The sequence below is a fragment of the Methylobacterium sp. genome (assembly GCF_019750675.1).
Lineage (GTDB): Bacteria > Pseudomonadota > Alphaproteobacteria > Rhizobiales > Beijerinckiaceae > Methylobacterium.
On record NZ_JAIEOF010000133.1, the window covers coordinates 1 to 16902 of the forward strand.

General features: G+C 70.6%; 22 protein-coding genes and 2 pseudogenes. 11 read left to right on the plus strand and 13 right to left on the minus strand.

The features are described from left to right. The coding region (locus tag K2X24_RS07055; protein ID WP_292496155.1) for a DJ-1/PfpI family protein at positions 1–648 on the plus strand (648 nt) is incomplete at its 5' end. A 21-nt stretch (positions 649–669) separates the two neighbouring features. Here K2X24_RS07055 and K2X24_RS07060 read toward each other — a convergent pair. The 6 genes from K2X24_RS07060 to K2X24_RS07085 all read right to left on the minus strand — a co-directional run bounded on the left by K2X24_RS07060 (position 670) and on the right by K2X24_RS07085 (position 3700). Then, a complete protein-coding gene (locus K2X24_RS07060; protein WP_292496202.1) occupies positions 670–1008 on the minus strand; it encodes a nitrile hydratase accessory protein in 339 nt (112 codons plus the stop codon). Between the two features lie 11 nt (positions 1009–1019). Next, on the minus strand, positions 1020–1697 hold the full coding sequence (nthB, locus tag K2X24_RS07065; protein ID WP_292496158.1) for a nitrile hydratase subunit beta: 678 nt from the start codon (positions 1695–1697) through the stop codon (positions 1020–1022). Then, a complete protein-coding gene (gene nthA / locus K2X24_RS07070; protein ID WP_292496161.1) occupies positions 1694–2344 on the minus strand; it encodes a nitrile hydratase subunit alpha in 651 nt (216 codons plus the stop codon). The genes nthB and nthA overlap by 4 nt, the downstream gene beginning before the upstream one ends. Before the next feature lie 253 nt (positions 2345–2597). Continuing rightward, the gene (locus tag K2X24_RS07075; RefSeq protein ID WP_292496165.1) at positions 2598–2957 is read right to left on the minus strand and encodes a cytochrome C552; all 360 of its coding nucleotides are present in this window, start codon (positions 2955–2957) and stop codon (positions 2598–2600) included. Then, positions 2954–3331, minus strand: coding sequence for an SPW repeat protein (locus K2X24_RS07080; protein WP_292496167.1), 378 nt, complete (start codon positions 3329–3331; stop codon positions 2954–2956). Before K2X24_RS07080 ends, K2X24_RS07075 begins: the two co-directional genes overlap by 4 nt. Before the next feature lie 129 nt (positions 3332–3460). Then, the gene (locus K2X24_RS07085; RefSeq protein ID WP_292496169.1) at positions 3461–3700 is read right to left on the minus strand and encodes a biotin/lipoyl-containing protein; all 240 of its coding nucleotides are present in this window, start codon (positions 3698–3700) and stop codon (positions 3461–3463) included. Positions 3701–3908: 208 nt separating this feature from the next. Between K2X24_RS07085 and K2X24_RS07090 the strand changes: the two genes are divergently transcribed. From K2X24_RS07090 to K2X24_RS07110, 5 genes are all read left to right on the plus strand, one after another. After that, a complete protein-coding gene (locus K2X24_RS07090; RefSeq protein WP_292496172.1) occupies positions 3909–4526 on the plus strand; it encodes a potassium channel family protein in 618 nt (205 codons plus the stop codon). Next, positions 4523–4738, plus strand: coding sequence for a hypothetical protein (locus tag K2X24_RS07095; protein ID WP_238282506.1), 216 nt, complete (start codon positions 4523–4525; stop codon positions 4736–4738). The genes K2X24_RS07090 and K2X24_RS07095 overlap by 4 nt, the downstream gene beginning before the upstream one ends. 24 nt (positions 4739–4762) lie before the next feature. Next, positions 4763–5053: a hypothetical protein gene (locus tag K2X24_RS07100; protein ID WP_292496177.1), complete on the plus strand. Its 291-nt coding sequence runs from the start codon at positions 4763–4765 to the stop codon at positions 5051–5053. A gap of 11 nt (positions 5054–5064) precedes the next feature. Then, positions 5065–6393 (plus strand): NRAMP family divalent metal transporter, encoded by a 1329-nt coding sequence (locus K2X24_RS07105; RefSeq protein WP_292496179.1) that lies wholly within the window; start codon positions 5065–5067, stop codon positions 6391–6393. A gap of 61 nt (positions 6394–6454) precedes the next feature. Then, complete coding sequence (locus K2X24_RS07110; protein ID WP_292496181.1) at positions 6455–6979, plus strand: histidine kinase; 525 nt, start codon at positions 6455–6457, stop codon at positions 6977–6979. 70 nt (positions 6980–7049) lie between these two features. Here the strand turns inward: K2X24_RS07110 and K2X24_RS07115 are convergent. Further along, a pseudogene (locus tag K2X24_RS07115) lies at positions 7050–7444 on the minus strand (hypothetical protein). A 140-nt stretch (positions 7445–7584) separates the two neighbouring features. On the opposite strand from K2X24_RS07115, the gene K2X24_RS07120 reads away from it, so the two are divergent. From K2X24_RS07120 to K2X24_RS07130, 3 genes are read left to right on the plus strand one after another with little or no spacing between them, the layout of a single operon-like run. Further along, a complete protein-coding gene (locus tag K2X24_RS07120; protein ID WP_292496184.1) occupies positions 7585–10140 on the plus strand; it encodes a phosphoketolase in 2556 nt (851 codons plus the stop codon). After that, positions 10137–11306, plus strand: coding sequence for an acetate/propionate family kinase (locus K2X24_RS07125; RefSeq protein ID WP_292496185.1), 1170 nt, complete (start codon positions 10137–10139; stop codon positions 11304–11306). Before K2X24_RS07120 ends, K2X24_RS07125 begins: the two co-directional genes overlap by 4 nt. Positions 11307–11365: 59 nt before the next feature. Then, positions 11366–11563 carry a polyhydroxyalkanoate synthesis regulator DNA-binding domain-containing protein gene (locus tag K2X24_RS07130; RefSeq protein ID WP_292496205.1) on the plus strand — a complete coding sequence of 66 codons (198 nt, stop codon included), beginning with the start codon at positions 11366–11368 and terminating at the stop codon, positions 11561–11563. On the opposite strand, the gene K2X24_RS07135 is transcribed toward K2X24_RS07130, so the two are convergent. From K2X24_RS07135 to K2X24_RS07155, 5 genes are all read right to left on the minus strand, one after another. Continuing rightward, a complete protein-coding gene (locus K2X24_RS07135; RefSeq protein ID WP_292496188.1) occupies positions 11557–11901 on the minus strand; it encodes a hypothetical protein in 345 nt (114 codons plus the stop codon). The two genes, K2X24_RS07130 and K2X24_RS07135, sit on opposite strands and share 7 nt — an antisense overlap. Then, a complete protein-coding gene (locus K2X24_RS07140) occupies positions 11898–12296 on the minus strand; it encodes a hypothetical protein (RefSeq protein ID WP_292496207.1) in 399 nt (132 codons plus the stop codon). Before K2X24_RS07140 ends, K2X24_RS07135 begins: the two co-directional genes overlap by 4 nt. Before the next feature lie 89 nt (positions 12297–12385). Further along, positions 12386–13036 carry a BON domain-containing protein gene (locus tag K2X24_RS07145; protein ID WP_292496191.1) on the minus strand — a complete coding sequence of 217 codons (651 nt, stop codon included), beginning with the start codon at positions 13034–13036 and terminating at the stop codon, positions 12386–12388. A gap of 52 nt (positions 13037–13088) precedes the next feature. Then, entirely contained in the window at positions 13089–13436 is a 348-nt protein-coding gene (locus tag K2X24_RS07150; RefSeq protein ID WP_292496193.1) for an ATPase inhibitor subunit zeta, read from the minus strand. A gap of 49 nt (positions 13437–13485) precedes the next feature. Then, positions 13486–14742: a S41 family peptidase gene (locus tag K2X24_RS07155; protein ID WP_292496195.1), complete on the minus strand. Its 1257-nt coding sequence runs from the start codon at positions 14740–14742 to the stop codon at positions 13486–13488. Between the two features lie 101 nt (positions 14743–14843). On the opposite strand from K2X24_RS07155, the gene K2X24_RS07160 reads away from it, so the two are divergent. Then, positions 14844–16046 (plus strand): bifunctional enoyl-CoA hydratase/phosphate acetyltransferase, encoded by a 1203-nt coding sequence (locus tag K2X24_RS07160; RefSeq protein ID WP_292496197.1) that lies wholly within the window; start codon positions 14844–14846, stop codon positions 16044–16046. A gap of 116 nt (positions 16047–16162) precedes the next feature. Beyond that, on the plus strand, positions 16163–16564 hold the full coding sequence (locus tag K2X24_RS07165) for a heavy-metal resistance (RefSeq protein WP_292496199.1): 402 nt from the start codon (positions 16163–16165) through the stop codon (positions 16562–16564). A 143-nt stretch (positions 16565–16707) separates the two neighbouring features. On the opposite strand, the pseudogene K2X24_RS07170 reads toward K2X24_RS07165, so the two are convergent. After that, a pseudogene (locus K2X24_RS07170) lies at positions 16708–16875 on the minus strand (transcriptional regulator); the annotation flags it as partial. Between the last annotated feature and the right edge of the window lie 27 nt (positions 16876–16902).

Sequence of the window (16902 nt, forward strand, 5' to 3'; positions counted from 1 at the left end):
ATCGACCAGATCGACCTGACTGGGCCGTTCGAGGTTCTGTCGCGCGTGCCCAACGCGACCTACCGGATCTACGCCCGGGACACCGCGCCGGTCCGCGACCTCCGGGGTCTGCGCCTGACCGCCGATGCGGCGCTGGCCGAGGCACCGCCCCTCGACGTGCTGCACGTGCCGGGGGGCTATGGCCAGGAGGCGCTGATGGAGGATGCCGTCATTCTCGACTGGGTCCGGCGACAGGCCGCGGGGGCGCTCTGCGTCTTCTCCGTCTGCACCGGCGCGCTGATCTGCGGGGCCGCCGGGCTCCTGAAGGGGCGGCGGGCCACCACCCACTGGAACTCGCACCATCTCCTGCATCATTTCGGGGCGATCCCGGTGGATGCGCGGGTGGTCGAGGACGGCGCGCTCGTCACCGCCGCCGGGGTCACCGCCGGCATCGACGGAGCCCTCACGGTGGCGGCGCGCCTGCGCGGCGAGGCGGCGGCGCAGCTCATTCAGCTCACCATGGCCTACGCGCCCGAGCCGCCCTTCGATGCGGGCACGCCGGAACGGGCGCCGCCGGCCGTCCTCGAACGGGCGCGGGCGGCGGCGGCCGACATCACCGCGCGGCGGACGGAGACGGCCCGGCGGATCCAGGGCCGCCTCGGTCTCTGAGATCCGGTCGGCCGGGTGCCCTCAGGCGCCGGACCACAGGGGATCGTTCGCGAGGAGGATCGGCGCGCCGTGCGGGGTCGCGGCGGCCGCGCGGGCGAAGGCGGCCCGGCGTTCCGCGAGGAGGCCGGGCGCCGTGACGTCGCGCGCCGCGAGCAGGCCCTCCAAGGTGTCGAGCCAGGCGGCGTAGTCCGCCGCCCGTCCGGTCCGGCGCGTGTGGGCGCCGAGCGCCTCGGCCCATTCGCTCCAGTCGAACAGGCCGCGGTCGTGGAGCGCCACCACGAGGGCGAAGGCCTGGGCTTCCCAGGGCTCGGCGAAGACCGGGTCCGCCGCGCCGCCGCGGGGAATCGGGCCGTCGCCCATCGAGAACGGGTTCACGCCGCCGGCTCCGGATCGACGGGGTCAAGGTAGCTCTCGAACGCGTTCACCGAGACGGCGTGGCCCGCCTCCGCCGCGTCGCCCCAGAGGTCGCGGCCGGCGAAGCGGACGGTGTAGAGCCATTGCGGCGCCTCGCCGGCGAGGTTCGCGTTCGTGTCCGGAAAGACGAAGCTGCCGTGCACGGCCTCCACGGTGCCGACCTGCCCACGCACGTAGCGCGGCAGGCGGGTGTGCCCGGCGGGATTGATCCGGCGGGCGCGCACGCGCTCACCCGGCGCGAAGCGCGCCGGGGTGGCGACGGGCCGGTCGCTCGGGAAACCGCCCGCGAAGAGTCGTGCCACGGCCTCGCCCCGGAGCACGCGCTTGACCGGCAAGGCCGGTGTCGAGACCGTGCCGGAGGCCAATTCGTCCGCCGTGGCGAGGCCGTGGGCCTCGACTTGGCGCGCCAGCGCCTTGAACCAGATCGCGTAGTAGCTGGAGGTGAGGTACTCGCCCGGCGGCAGGGCTTCGCGGGCCGCGCGGCTCGCATCGAGGTTCCAGGTGCCGGTGAAGCCCATCGCCATGGCGAGCCCGAAGACCCGCTTTTCCCAAGGTGCGTGGAAGCGGGGCTCGTCCGCCTCCGGCGCGACCGGGCCGAAGCCATGCATGCCGCCGAGATCCTGACCGCCGTTCATGCGTTTCGCTCCGGCGTGCGCGGCAGGCCGGTGCCGATCATCGCATCCCGGGTGACGAGGGCGGCGAGCGCGGCCTCGTCGAGCCCTTCCGTCCCGGCGGGGCGCATCGGCAGCACCATGTAGCGAAGCTCGGCGGTGGAATCCCAGACCCGGATGCGCTGGTCGGCCGGCAGCGTCACGCCGAACTCGGCCAGTACCGCGCGGGGCTCGATCACCGCGCGCGAGCGGTAGGGCGGCGACTTGTACCAGACCGGCGGCAGCCCGAGCACGGGCCAGGGGTAACAGGAGCACAGGGTGCAGACCACGAGGTTGTGCTCCTCGGGGGTGTTGGCGACGACCACCATGTGCTCGCCGCCGCGCCCGCCGATCCCGAGTTCGCGCATCGCCGCGGTGGCGTCGGCCATAAGGTGCGCGCGGAAAGCGGGATCGACCCAGGCACGCGCCACCACGCGGGCACCGTTGTGGGGGCCGACCTTGGTCTCGTAGGTCTCGATCAGCGCATCGAGGGCGGCCGGGTCGACGTAGCCCTTCTCCACGAGGACCGACTCGAGGGCGCGGACGCGCAACTCCATCGGCGAGAGTTCGCTCGCGGGATGGGAATGGTCGTGATCGTGATCGTGGTCGGCGTGATCGTGGTCATGCGCCATGCTCGGTCTCCCGCCCCCATCGTAGGGGATGCGGCCGCGACCGTCACGGGCTGAGACCGGCCATCGACGGCCACGCCTTACGGAGTTCGCCCCAAGGGTCCCGGGCCTTACCCGGCACCACCGGAGGCTCGCCGCGATGGCCGGCGTGCGGACGCGACGGGATGGCGGACCGGGCGTCGGTGGCGTCGTTGTCGACGAGGAGCACGGACCAGGAACACGCGAAATGGGGCGTATCGCTCGCGATCGTGCGGCCTCAGGGCCTCGCGGCTTCCGCCTCCTGGAGGCTGAGGATGTAGTCGATGACCGCATCCATCTCGTCCCGGTCCAGCCGCACGCTCGGCATCCATTGATGATGGCTCTGCAGGAAGACATTGAGCGCGACGCCCGTGGTCGAAGGCATGGCGGCGATGGTCGGGAAGTCCGGTCCGACGTGTCCGCCTTCCTGCGGTTCCCTGCCGATGACGTGGCAGCGGCTGCAAAGCTGCGCGGCGACCGTCCAGCCCCGGATGCGGTGATCCTCGCCAGGCACGGCCGTGGCCGGGAAACCGAGGATGACCGCCGCCAGTCCCGAGAGTGCGAGCTTTCCGATCCGGAACGATGCCGCTCCGGTCATGGCTTCCGCGCCAGCCTGAGCGAGGCCAGGGCGGAGGCGAGAATCACGCAACCGAGCGTCACGTGGGCCCAGGTCGCCACATCGTTGGCGGCGAACCCGAGCATCCAGGGAGCCAGCAGCGTCCAGGCACCGGTGAGCGCGATGGCGCGCTCCAGGACGACGCGGAAGCGAAGCTGGTTGGCGGTGGACAGCCCGAGAACCAGCAGGCCCGGCAGGAGCGCGGAGGCGCCGGGACGGCCCAGGTCGACGAGGATCAGGATCCACGCGGCCAGCACCAGCGCGACGCCGGCCGCGTGCTGCAGGGCGCCGAGCAGGATCTCGTCGGTCCGCCATCCCGGAGGCGAGGGGGGCGCGTGCGGGTTGGCGTGAGCCATGTGAAACCTCCCACCGGTGCCCACGGCACCATCCGCCGTGGTTCGCTCCCGTCATCCTCTCGCCTCCCGGGCCGGCCGGCCTTGATCTCGCTCAAAGGTCCGGCCGCGGCGCGCCCTCAGGCATGAACCTCAGGCATGAACCTCGGCGATGATGCAGCCGGGATCGACGACCTCGCTGGCGGGCGCGAGGACTTCCAGGCGCCCGCCGACCGGCGAGAGGATGTCGTGGAGCGCCTCGCCGATCCGCACGGCGGCTACGGCCTCCCCGGCCCTCACCCTGGCCCCGTCCTCGACGAGCCAGTGCTCCAGGATGCCTTCGGGCAGCATTCCGGTGGACCACAGATCCTCGGATACGCGAACGTCCGGCATCGCCGGCCTCCCTTGCTGACGTACGCCCCGATCGGGGCGCATCAGGAAGTGATGGCGCCGGATCGTCGTGCGCCTTGATCTGGATCAGAACCCGATGACGTCCGGCCCACGAATCTGGTGCGGACGGCCGGCGCTGCGTTGAGGCAGGTCAAGGCGGCCGTCGCGACTTTGCGCATGCTGGTCCCGGGGTCTTTCCCGGGACAGCCCTATGCTCATCGCCCTGTCGGCCAGCGTCGTCCTCGTCATCATCACCATCCTGGTGCTGTACGAGGTCCTGCGACTGACCTCCGAGCATTTGGCCGAGCTTCCGATTCCACCGCGCGCCCGCATCCTCGTCGTGGTGCTCGCGGCCTTCGTCGGGCACACGGCGGCGGTGTGGATCTATGCCGGCGCCTACTGGCTGCTCGTGCTGCGGCTCGGTAACGGCGCCTTCGCGGGCGTGCCGGTCACCACCTTCGAGGACTGCCTGTACTTCTCGGTGGTGACCTACACCACGCTCGGCTTCGGCGATCACTTCCCGACCGGTCATGCCCGCCTCATCTCCGGCGTCGAGGCAATGAACGGCCTGATGCTGATCGGCTGGTCGGCTTCGTTCACCTATCTCGCCATGGAGCGATACTGGCCGCTGCACGGCAAGGGCCACGTCCATCGAATGGCGTCGTCCGGCATTCGCAGCACGCTGCTCGCGCCGAAGCGGACCTGCGTCGTCCCCCATGCGGCGCCTGGGTTTGCGGCAGATCAAGGCGGCCATCCGACGCCGGGCCCAACTCCGCTCGCGGAGGACGAGACGGTGTCTCGTCGCGCGAGAACGGAGGCGATCCGATGAGGATGTTCCTGGTGACGTTCCACAAGCTGGTCTGCGACGACACCGGTCACGAGCGGCCCGTGCGCCAGCATCAGGTCCTGGTCCCGGCCGCGTCGGAGGCTTCCGCCCTCGCGGCCGGGCAGGCGCTCTTCTGTGAAGCCAACGGCATCGTGGATTGGCGGCTCCGCGCGGATTCCTGCGAGGCCGCCGCGGTGCAGGAAGAACTTACGTAGCTCCGCTCAGATGGGAGCGAGGTCATGGGACACACGCTTACCGAACCGGTGCACTGGCGGGGGCGGCAATGGGCCGTCACCGGGTACGGTATCGAGGCCCTCGACGGGATGTATCACGTGCCGGCCGCAGAGGTTTGGCCAGGCCCCGACGGCACGCTGCCGTGGCTCGAAGCCCTGTACCGCCGCTATGGCACGGACCGCGATGACCTGAACGCCGCCTTGAAGGTCGCCCGCAGGATCTGGTCTCCGCCCGATGCCCCCTCCCCCGTTACGCACGGCGCGGGCCCTGGCGGCGCCCGGGGCATCGACCTGTGACCGAGATTCCGGTGCCTGTCGCAAGCCGCCTCGCCGAGCCGGAGGATCCGGAGGGCCTGAGCGCCGCCGTCGGCCCGTCGAAACCACGAGTCCTGGGTATTCTCGGACCCGGCCTGATCACGGGGGCCTCGGACGACGACCCCAGCGGCATCGCCACCTACGGGCAGGCCGGGGCGCAACTCGGCTACGCGCTGTGCTGGACCCTGCTCTACAGCCTGCCCCTGATGGCCGCCGTCCAGATGGTCGCGGCCCGCATCGGGCGCACCACCGGCCACGGCATCGCCGGCGTCCTGCGCCAGCATTACCCGAACGGCCTGCTCCAGGGCGTGGTCCTGCTCCTGCTCGTCGCCAACACCCTGAACCTCGGCGCGGACCTCGGTGCCATGGCCGACGCCCTGAACCTGCTGCTGCCCGGCCCGCGCTGGCTCTACGTCATCCTGTTCTCGGGGGCCTGCATGTTCATGCAACTGGTGCTGCAATACACCCGCTACGTCGCCGTGCTGAAGTGGCTGACCTTGAGCCTCTTCGCCTATCTCGGTGTCGTCGTCTTCGCACACGTCTCCTGGCTCGATCTCGGGATCGCCATCGCGCTGCCGCGCATCGATCCGAGCGGTGCGGGGCTGACCACTCTCGTGGCGTTGTTCGGCACCACGATCAGCCCCTACCTCTTCTTCTGGCAGGCGGCGGAGGAGGCCGAGGACCTGCACGCCTACCCACGGCGGCGCGACCTGCTGCACGCGCCCGGCCAGGGGCGGCGAGCGCTGCACCGGATCGAGGCCGACACCCTCGTGGGCATGGCCTTCTCCAACCTCGTCGCCCTGGCGATCATGGTGACGACGGCCGCGGTGCTGCACCCGCACGGCATCACCGACATCCAGACCTCGGCCCAGGCGGCCGAGGCGCTGCGCCCCCTGGCGGGCCCGTTCTCCGCCACGGTCTTCGCCCTCGGGATCATCGGCACCGGGCTCCTGGCGGTGCCGGTCCTGGCCGGCTCGGCGGCCTACGCGGTCGGCGAGGCGCGGCACTGGCCGGTGGGCTTCGGCCGCCACCTCCTGGAGGCGCGCGCCTTCTACGGGACGGTGGCGCTCGCCACCCTCGTCGGCATGATCGTCAGCCTGGGCGCCGTCGACCCGATCCGGGCCCTGTACTGGAGCGCGGTCGTCAACGGCGTCATCGCGGTGCCCATCATGGCCGTGATGATGCTGGCCGCGGCCCGCACCGACATCATGGGCGCCTTCGCGGTGCGCGGGCCGCTCCGGTGGCTCGGATGGCTGGCGACCGCCTGCATGCTCCTCGCCGTCGCCGCGATGCTCTTCAGCGCAGTCCATTCGTTGCGATAGATCAACGCCGGTCGTGCCGGCCTCATGTTGCCTCGACGTTTCGTTCAGCGGGGGACACGCAATGCCGGGGAATGATCAGGCGCGCAGACCGGTCGTGCTCGTGGCGGAACCGCAGGCGCTGCCGGCCATGTGGCTGGAGGACATGCTGGCCGACGAGGGCTACGCGGTGCAGGGCCCCTACGCCACCTGCCAGGAGGCCGTGGAAGGCCTGGCCGGCGGCGAGCCGGCCTTCGCCGTGGTGAGCGTCGATTTGCAGGAAGGCCCCTGCTTCCCCCTGGCCTGTGCGCTGCGTCGCCGGGGCATCCCCTTCGCGCTGTTCTCGGGCGCCATCCCGGTGCCGCGGGCCTTCGGCGACGTCCCCATCCTCGACCGACCGTGCCTGACCGACGCCATCGCACGCGCGGTCCGGTCCAGGCGTTTGCCGGATGGGGTCCCGGCCGAGCCGAGGGACTGTCCCATGGAGGGCCGGATCGTCTCCGGCCAATCCCCCGAGGTGGATCAATGTCCCCCGGCTTGCGGCGGACAGGATGCTTCGCCCGGCCGGGACCAGCCCGGACAGATCACCGCGAAACAGGTGTCTTTCTGAGCGACGAGCGCCCCGCAAGGTGCGCGGAGGTTCGACTGGCCCGGGCTTCCGGTGACCGCCCCGGCGGAGGTCAACCGCTGGTCCGACGGCCGCGTGGCCTTTGGACCGGGGCCGGGACGTCCGCGACGGCTTCGGGTCTCGGATCGAAGGGGAACAGAGAGGCGCCGGCGGCGATGAGGCCCGCCAGGGCCCGCACATCGTCCGGGATCCTCGGGTCGCGCGCGATACGATCGGCCTCTCGGTGCAGGCGCAGATTGCAGGACAGGACGTCAGACCCCCGGCAGGCGTACAGGCGTCGTGCCGTGCGCAGGCCGCATCGAGTGCGTCGATCGGAGGGAGCGGGACGTTGTTGCCCAGGCCGCGGTAATTGCCGTGAAAGACCAGTGCGGGCGCACGAGACTGCCCCTGCGCCGGGAGCGGGATGCTCAGCCAGACGATGAGGGGAAGGCGAGCGGCAGCCGGCATCATGGTGGGTCTCCCCGAGCGCGTCGGACGACGACGCGAGGCCGCCTCGACCGGTCGGGACCGGCGTTGATCCAGCTCAAGGCGGGAGGTCGGGCGGAGGGCAGCATGGCGGTGCGATCACCCGAGCCCGGGACCCCGACATGGATGAGCCGCTCACAGGAACCGTCGACGCCACCGAAGACGGCCGAGGGCCGCCCGGTGACCCCTTCGTGCCCGGTCCCCTCGGTCCGGACTGTTTGCGGCTGATCGACGGCTATTGGCGGGCGGCCAACTACCTGTCGGTCGGGCAGATCTACCTGATGGACAACCCGCTGCTGCGCGAGCCCCTTAAGCCCGAGCACCTCAAGCCCCGGCTCCTCGGACACTGGGGCACCACGCCCGGCCTCAACTTCATCTACGCGCACCTCAACCGGGTCATTCGACAGCGCGACCTCGACCTGATCGCGGTCTGGGGGCCGGGTCACGGCGCGCCGGGGCTGGTGGCCAACGCCTACCTGGAGGGCACCTACAGCGAGATCTATCCGGACGTGGCGCAGGACCTCGACGGGATGGCCCGTCTGTTCCGCCAGTTCTCCTTCCCGGGAGGGATACCGAGCCACGCCTCGCCCGAATTGCCGGGCTCCATCCACGAGGGCGGCGAACTCGGCTACGCACTGGCGCACGCCTTCGGGGCGGCCCTCGACAATCCGGACCTGACCGTCGCCTGCATCGTCGGCGACGGCGAGGCCGAGACCGGACCGCTGGCCGCCGCCTGGCACGCCAACAAGTTCCTCGATCCGCGCCATGACGGGACGGTCCTGCCGATCCTGCACCTCAACGGCTACAAGATCGCCAACCCGACCCTTCTCGCCCGCATGCCCCGGGAGGAACTGCGCAGCCTCCTCGTCGGCTACGGCTATGCGCCGGCCTTCGTCGAGGGCCACGAGCCCGCCGCGATGCACCAGGCCATGGCCACCGCCCTCGACGCGGCGTTCGACGCCATCGCGGGCATCCGGAAGGCCGCCCGCCGGGGCAAGGTCGAGCGCCCGCGCTGGCCCATGATCGTCCTGCGAAGCCCGAAGGGTTGGACCGGCCCCGAGACCGTCGACGGGAAGCCGGTGGAGGGCACCTGGCGCGCGCATCAGGTGCCCGTCGCCGCCGTGCGGGACGACGCGGACCACCGCGCCATTCTGGAAGCCTGGATGAAGTCCTACCGTCCCGAGGCGCTGTTCGGAAAGGACGGCGCGCTCGCGCCGGCCCTCGCGGCCCTGCCGCCGAAGGGCCGCCGGCGCATCTCGGCGAACCCGCACGCCAATGCCCATACGAGCGCGCCCTTGCGCCTTCCGGACCTGCGTCGCCGCGCGGTCGCGGTGCCCGAGCCCGGCCGGGTCCGGGCCGAGGCGACCCGTGTGCTGGGCACCTACCTGCGCGAGGTCCTGACTCTCAACGCGGAGGCACGCAACTTCCGCATCATGGGTCCCGACGAGACCGCCTCGAACCGCCTCGACGCGGTGTTCGACGTGACGACCCGGGCCTGGCAGGAGGCGATCCTGCCGGGCGACGAGCACCTCGGGCGCGACGGACGCGTCATGGAGGTCCTGAGCGAGCATCTCTGCGAGGGCTGGCTCGAAGGCTACGTCCTCACCGGCCGGCACGGCCTGTTCGCGACCTACGAGGCCTTCGCGCACGTGGTCGACTCCATGGTGAACCAGCACGCCAAGTGGCTGAAGTCCTCGCGCGAACTGCCCTGGCGACGGCCGGTCCCCTCCCTCAACATCCTGCTGTCGTCCCATGTCTGGCGCCAGGACCACAACGGCTTCAGCCATCAGGACCCGGGCTTCATCGACTTCGTGGCCAACAAGCGCGGCGACACGGCGCGCATCTACCTGCCGCCGGATGCCAACAGCCTCCTGTGCGTCATGGATCACTGCCTGCGCACCTACGACCGCATCAACGTGGTGGTGGCCGGCAAGCAGCCCGCCCCGCAATGGCTTGGCCTGGACGAGGCGGCCCGGCACTGCGCGGCCGGCGCCTCGATCTGGGACTGGGCCACGAACGAGGGCGAGGCCGAGCCCGACGTGGTGATGGCCTGCGCGGGGGACGTGCCGACGATGGAGACCCTCGCGGCCGTGGACTGGCTGCGCCGGCATGTCCCCGAGCTGCGGGTCCGGGTCGTCAACGTCGTCGACCTGATGACCCTGGCCTCGCGCGAGATGCATCCGCACGGGCTCGACGATCCGACCTTCGACAGCCTTTTCACCCGCGACCGTCCGGTGGTGTTCGCCTATCACGGCTATCCCTGGCTCATCCATCGGCTGACCTACAAGCGGACGAACCACGGCAACTTTCACGTCCAAGGCTTCATCGAGGAAGGGACGACGACGACGCCCTTCGACATGTGCGTCCTCAACCGGCTCGACCGGTTCCATCTCGCGCAGGCCGCCCTGCGGACCGCGCCACGGCTCGGCGCCCGGGGGGAGCACGCCCAGGAGGCCCTCCGGGACGCCTTGGCGATCCATCACGAGCACGTCTGCCGTACCGGCGACGATCTGCCGGCGGTCCGCGACTGGGTCTGGCCCGGGAACCGTGCGGACGCCCACCCCGACCGTCGCCGGATCGAGGCGGACATCATGCAAGGCGGTCCGGCGGACGCGCAAAAGCCCGCGCCAGTCGAGATCGTCGACGGCTGGACGGTCCTGCCGGAAATCGAACAATGATCCTCGTCGTCAACGCCGGCTCATCGAGCCTGCGCTGCGCGTTGTTCCGACCCGGGGCGGATGCCCCGAATTGGCGGGCGCACGTCGCCGACATCGGAAACGCACCGCGGCTCGTGCCGAATGGCCGCGCCCGGGACGATGCGCAGCCTCCGGCCGGGGACCACGCCACGGTCGCCAGATGGCTCTTCGAACGACTGCCCGCCGCGCCGACGGCGGCCGGACACCGGATCGTCCATGGCGGATTGCGCCACGCCGCGCCGCTGCGTCTCGATGCCGAGGTCGTCGCAGACCTGCGGACGCTGATCCCCCTGGCGCCGGCCCATCAGCCCCAGGCATTGGCCTGCGTCCGAACGGTGAGCGAGACCTGGCCGAACCTGCCACAGGTCGCCTGCTTCGACACGGCCTTCCATCGCAGCCAGGACCGGCTCGCCCAGCTCTATCCCCTTCCGCGCGCCTTCACCGAGGAGGGCTTCGTCCGCTTCGGCTTCCACGGCCTCTCCTACGCCCACGTCGCCGGTCTTTTCCCGCGCGGCAGGGTCGTGGCGGCGCATCTCGGGCACGGCGCGAGCCTGTGCGCGATCCGGGACGGATCGAGCGTCGCCACCACGATGGGCTTCACCACCCTCGACGGTCTGATGATGGGCACCCGGAGCGGGGCGGTCGACCCTGGGCTGGTCCTGTACCTGATCCGCGAGCGCGGCCTGTCGCCCGACGCCGTGGCCACGCTCCTCAACGAGCGGTCGGGCCTCCTCGGCGTCTCGGGGATCAGCGACGACGTGCGGGTGCTGGAGGCGAGCGACGATCCGAAGGCGCGGGAGGCGCTCGACCTGTTCGCCTACCGGATCGTGCGCGAGGCCGGTTCGCTGATCGCGGCGCTCGGCGGGCTCGATACCTTCGTGTTCACCGGGGGCATCGGTGAGCACGCCGCCCATGTCCGCGCCGCCGTCTGCCGAGGACTCGCGTTCGCCGGCATCGCCCTCGACGCGGATGCGAACACCCGCGACGCGGCGGACATCGCGGATCGATCCTCCACCGTGCAGGTCCGCATCGTGCCCGCGGACGAGGCGCGTGAGATCGCGCGCATGACCGGAGCCTCGGTCAACCGATGCCGCGACGGCGAAGCGGTGGGGAACGCCGCTATTGTGCGCGCCGCGCCCACAATTTAATTATTCCAGATAAGATCTACTGCATGGTCGGAGGCGGCTCGCGCCGCGTGTTCGAGATGATGCCAACCAAGAAGTCCTCAGCCGTTCGCCAGCTCAGGCGGTATGGCGGATGCAGGCTCTACGACCCCGAGAGGCAAGCCTACCTGGGGCCACAGGACTTGGAGCGCCTGATCCGACGGGGCGTCAGGATCAGCGTGCGCGAGGTCGATACGGGCCAGGACGTGACCCACGAGGTCGTTCCGCCCGACCTTCAGTGAGACGTGAGCGGACCGCGGACCGGATCGTGCGCGCGTCGCCGGCCACGTCGGTTCCGCGATTTCTTCGGCTCCTGGATCTCCGCCGAGGGATCGCATCCGAGGCTCAGGGCGACAGCCTCCGTCGCCGTGTGCGGCCCCTCTTCCGGGTGGAGACCGGCGGCGCCCGTCTCGGTGACCACCGGCTCGATCCAGCGAAACAGAGACCGGTCCATTTCGCTGGCCCAGGCGAGCGGCAGGTCCACCCAGAAGGTGCGCCAGGCGAGCCGCCACGCGGCCTCGACCAACGCGAGATCGGGCCGTGGTCCCCACGGCGGAAACGGCAGGATCGTCGCTGTCATGTGCGAAATCCGGCCGATGCGGGGACGACGCGGGCGACCATGAACGTGCGGTAGATCCCATCGTCGGCGTCGCGGATCGAGACGTACTCTCCCGGAACGAAGGCGTGGGTGCCGAGGTGATAGCCCGGCTCGTCGTCCTCGTTGGTCCAGTCCTCGTAGTCGATCAGCCAGGTCGCACCGCCATCCCCACCGGCTCGGTGAACGAGGCGACCGTCACGGTCGCGCTCGCCCGCCCAGAAGCGGCGCACGCGGCAACTCTCGCGCGTCTTGCGCCAGAAGGCGGCATCGAGATGGCCATCGGGCCCGAGCGGCGCGATCATCTCGTAGCCCCGTGCCACGCTGCCGTCCGGATAGTCCGGGCAGCGGGCCAGCGTCAGGGTCACCCGGTACAGCATGGTCGGCAGGGCCTGCTTTCCAGGCGGCTTGCCGTGTCGCTGCCTGGACGGGACAGATTCCTGTGTTCCGTGGGGCATGTCATGGCTCCTCAGCGCAGGGCGACGATGTGATCGACGACGGTCCGGACGCCCGGTACGGACCAGGCCGCCTGCTCGGCGGCATCCCGTTCGATGCCGGCCGTGACGGCCCCCTCCAGGATGACCTGGTCGCCTTCCACGCTGACCTTGATCGCGTCCGCCTCGAACAGGGCGTTCCGCCGGAACGCCTCCAGGATCTTCTCCTTGACGGCGGTGGGCCGCACGTCCGGCCTGACCTCGACGAGGTTCGTCACCCCGAACACGCCCGACAGCTTGCGGACCGCCGCTTCGGCGCCCATCGCCTGGTACTGCCAGGGCACCGCCCCGGTGAGCGTCACCCAGCCCTGCGCGACCTTCACCTGGATGGCGTTCTTCGGGAGGTGGACGGACCAGTCGATGATGGCCAGGGCCCGCGCGGCGATCTGGTCGTCCTCGACCTTCTTGGCGTCGGGAAGGCGAACCTGAATCTCCTGGGCGATGGCACGCACGCCCTTGACCCGTTTCGCCGCGCGCTCGGCCTCCACCTTCTCGGCGTAGCTGCCGACATGGCCCGTCAGTGTCACCACGCCGGCTGAGACGGCGACCCCGATCTCGGCGGCATCCAGGCTGGGGTCGAAGTCGAGCTCGTCGAGAACATCGCGGCGAAGGTCCTTGTCGCTCATGGCGTTTCTCCCGTTGGCTTTCGTGGGGATGTCCGGGCCAGGATGGCGCGCCCTAGGCGGAGGCGCCTTGATCCAGCGCAAGCCCGGTGCGCCGTTCGGCGTCGACGAGGGCGATGCAGCGCTCCATTTCCCGGCGCAGGTCCGGAAGGGTTTCTTCGACACCCCACACGCGAAGGTCCGCTTGGAGGCGCGCCAACAAGGCTTCGTCGTCGACCACGACGGCTTCTTCGGCGAACGACGTGACGTAGCCGGAGGCCGCGTCCCCGGTCAGCCGCATCCGCTCGACGGCCCAAGTCGCCAGCAGGCGATTGCGGCGGGCACGGGCCCGGAAGCGCAGTTCCTCCTCCTGCGCGAAACGGCTCTCGAAGGCCCGCTCGCGTTCGTCGAACGTCGTGGTCATCGGATGCCTCACGGGTCGGTTTCGGGCGGATCAGGTCGGAACGGTTCGCTCACTCTCGACCATCCGGGGCGCGCGTACCTTGAGGCAGATCAAAGCCCGGCGGGCGGCTCCCGGTGCGCCCGGCACGGCGCTCGAGAACGGTCTCGAGGTGCCGGAGTGCGGCCGCCAACTGGGCATCGCCGGCCGGATCGATGCGGAGATCTTCCGTGATCCCGTTCTGCAACGACGTGGCGTCCTGCTCGGGATGGCTGGCCGGCACCGCATCGTCGTCACGCATCGTGGCATCGCCGCCCCGCGCGACCACGAGGTCGGGCTCGATGCCGCGTCCCTGCACCTTTCGGCCCGCCGGCGTGACGACCCAGGCGGTCGTCAACCGCAGGCCGCGTCCGTCGCGATGGAGATACGTCGTCTGGACGGCACCCTTTCCATAGGTGCGCGTGCCCACGAGGGTCGCGCGCCGATGGTCCTGGAGCGCGGCGGCCACGATCTCGGCCGCGGAGGCGGTGTCGCCGTCGACGAGAACGACCAGTGGAAGCCCGTCGACCAGGTCCCGACCGCCGGGCTCGCGTGCGAAGCGCTCGACGTCCCGGGGGCCGCGCCCGACGAGGCGCACGATCTCTCCGCGTCCCAGGAACGCACCGGCGACCGCCACGGCCTGTACGACGAGACCGCCCGGGTTCCCCCGCAGGTCGAGGATGAGACCCGAGATCGCCTCCGGACCGATGAGAGCCTTGAGATCCGCCACGGCCGCGAGAAGCCTCCCGGTGGCGAAGTCGTCGAAATGGTCGAGCCCGACATAGCCCACGGTGCCCAGCATGCGGGTGCGGACCGGGTGCAGGGGAAGCCACTCCCGGGTCAGAACGATCTCGGTGGCGAGATGTCCCTCCGGAGGGCGGACCTGGACACGCACGGCCGTTCCGGGCTCACCGCGCAGGAGGTCGACGATCCTGGTGCGGTCGATGGCGTGGATGGGCAGGCCGTCGATCCGCTCGATGATCGTTCCGGCGCGCAGGCCGGCCCGCGCCGCCGGGGCGCCGGGCAAGGCGGAGCGGATACGCCCGCCCGCCTCGACCGTGACACCGATTCCGGCATAGCTCCCGGTATCTTCCTCGTCGAACGCCTGGAGTTCGGTCGCGGTCACGTAACCCGAATACGGATCCAGCGACGCGATCATCCCGGAGATCGCCGCGTCCACGAGCTGGCCCTCGCTGCGCTCCTCCGCAGCCCGCGCGCGGATGGCATGGAACGCCGCTCCGAACACGCCGAGGGCTTCGTAGGGACCTTCGGGTGCGTTCCCGGTCCACATCCTCGCGTCGGGCGACGCCGTGCACGCCAGGATGGCGCCGGTCACGGATGTAAGACCAGCGAACCACCAGGATCTGCGGCGAACCCGATTCGGGATAGCCCGTGCCGTTCCGCGAGCTTCGTGCAGGCCGCGCATGGTCTGGCCTCGGGGATACCATCCGCGAGAATGCCCACGCCGCGTTCGCCACTGCCTTGCGATGGATCAAGGCTTTCGACTTCCCCCGCGTCCAGGGTCCTGGCCTGTCCGCATCGGAGCCGCGCATGAGCCGACGCCTAGTCTCCACGCTTGCGGAACCGTGCGACGCACGCGTCGCCGTCGGCCAGGCGAAGCGCAAAGCGGCTTCTCGAACGCTTGGCGACGTGCCGTTCCTTCGGGAGCTGCTCGATGCCGCACGCGCTCTTCCGCCCATCCGGATGGCCGTCGTCCATCCCTGCGATGCGACGTCCCTCTCGGGTGCCGTCGAGGCTCGGAACGCGGGCCTGATCGAGCCCGTCCTGGTCGGACCGGCGGCGCGGATACGCGCGGTCGCCGTCGAGGCCGGCCTCGCGCTCGACGCCTTCGAAATCGTCGACGTGGGCCACAGCCATGCGGCGGCCGAGGCGGCGGTGGCGCTCGCGCGTACCGGAAAGGTCGCCGCCCTGATGAAGGGCGCGCTGCACACCGACGAGATCATGCAAGCCGCCGTCCGGAAGGAGGCGGGTCTGCGGACCGAGCGGCGGATGAGCCACGTCTACGCGCTCGACGTGCCGCACCATTCCAAGCCGCTCTTCATCACGGATGCGGCGGTCAACATCGCGCCTTCGCTCGGTGACAAGCGCGACATCGTCCAGAACGCCATCGCGCTGTGCCACGCCCTCGGCGTACCTCAGCCGAAGGTCGCGATCCTGTCCGCGGTCGAGACTGTCGACCCGCGGATCGTCTCGACGGTCGACGCTGCCGCGCTCTGCAAGATGGCCGAGCGCGGCCAGATCACCGGCGGCCTCGTGGATGGTCCCCTGGCGATCGACAATGCGGTGTCGGGACCGGCGGCTGCGGCCAAGCACATCGTCTCGCGGGTCGCGGGCGACGCCGACGTGCTCGTCGCGCCGGACCTCGTGTCGGGAAACATGTTGGCCAAGCAGCTGGTGCACCTCGCCGGTGCCCAGGCCGCCGGCCTGGTTCTGGGCGCGACCGTGCCGATCGTCGTAACCAGCCGGTCGGATGGCGCGCCGTCCAGGGTGGCGTCATGCGCGATGGCACGTCTCCTCGCCCACCACCGCCGCATCCGGCCTGGAACCGTCCGCCATTACGCCGATGGGGCTTGATCCAGATCATGGCCTCGCCCGCAGGCCGCTGCACGCTCAAGGAGTGCCCGCCAGATCGGTCTCTGCATGAGACCGATGCTCCTCGCTGAGGAACCCGGCGGCCAACGGAGAACCCGATGTCGTCATCCCGTGAAAAGCCCGACCCGTTCGACCCCTTCGGCATCGTCGCCTCGATGGAGGCGTGGTGTTGCCTGTTGGAGGCGGCCCGGGAAATCCGGAACGTCGACCAGGAAATGATGATGACGATGCTGAAGCCCAAGGCGCCCGGACCGGCCCCCGTCAGCGTGGAAGCCACCGCGAAGCTGCGCAGCATCGTGGAACTGATGCGAAGCCTCAACCTCGACCCCGAAGCCATCCGGCAGCGAGAGCCCGCAGCCATGCGGGCTCTCGAGGCGGCCTGCCTGGATTGCAGGGAACGCAGCCGCTGCGCACGCGCGCTGAGGGCTGGCACCGCAGCCGCCACCTACCGGGAGTTCTGTCCGAACGGGGCGCGCCTCGACCAGCTGAAATACGCCTGAGCCATCCGCCCGCCGGCCGCGATGCCGCGTCGCCGCAGGTCCATATCCGACATCGCGGAGCGCGACATGAACCGCGCATGCCCCATCCTGGGTTTGCTCGTCTTCGGCAGTCCCGCGCAGGCGCGCAGCATCGTCGCGGCTCCGAGCCGGTAGACGACGTCGGCGTCCTCGCCCTCGCCGTAGATCTCCTCCTTGCGGCCGTAGGAGAAGGGGGTGCCGAGGAGCTCGGGGCACCCCGCGAAGAGGGCGACCTCGCGTCCGCCTGCGAGTGGCGGGCTCACGGGCTCGAACGACGGAAAGGGTCGCGTCATCGGGGTGGCCATCGCTTCGCTCCTCGT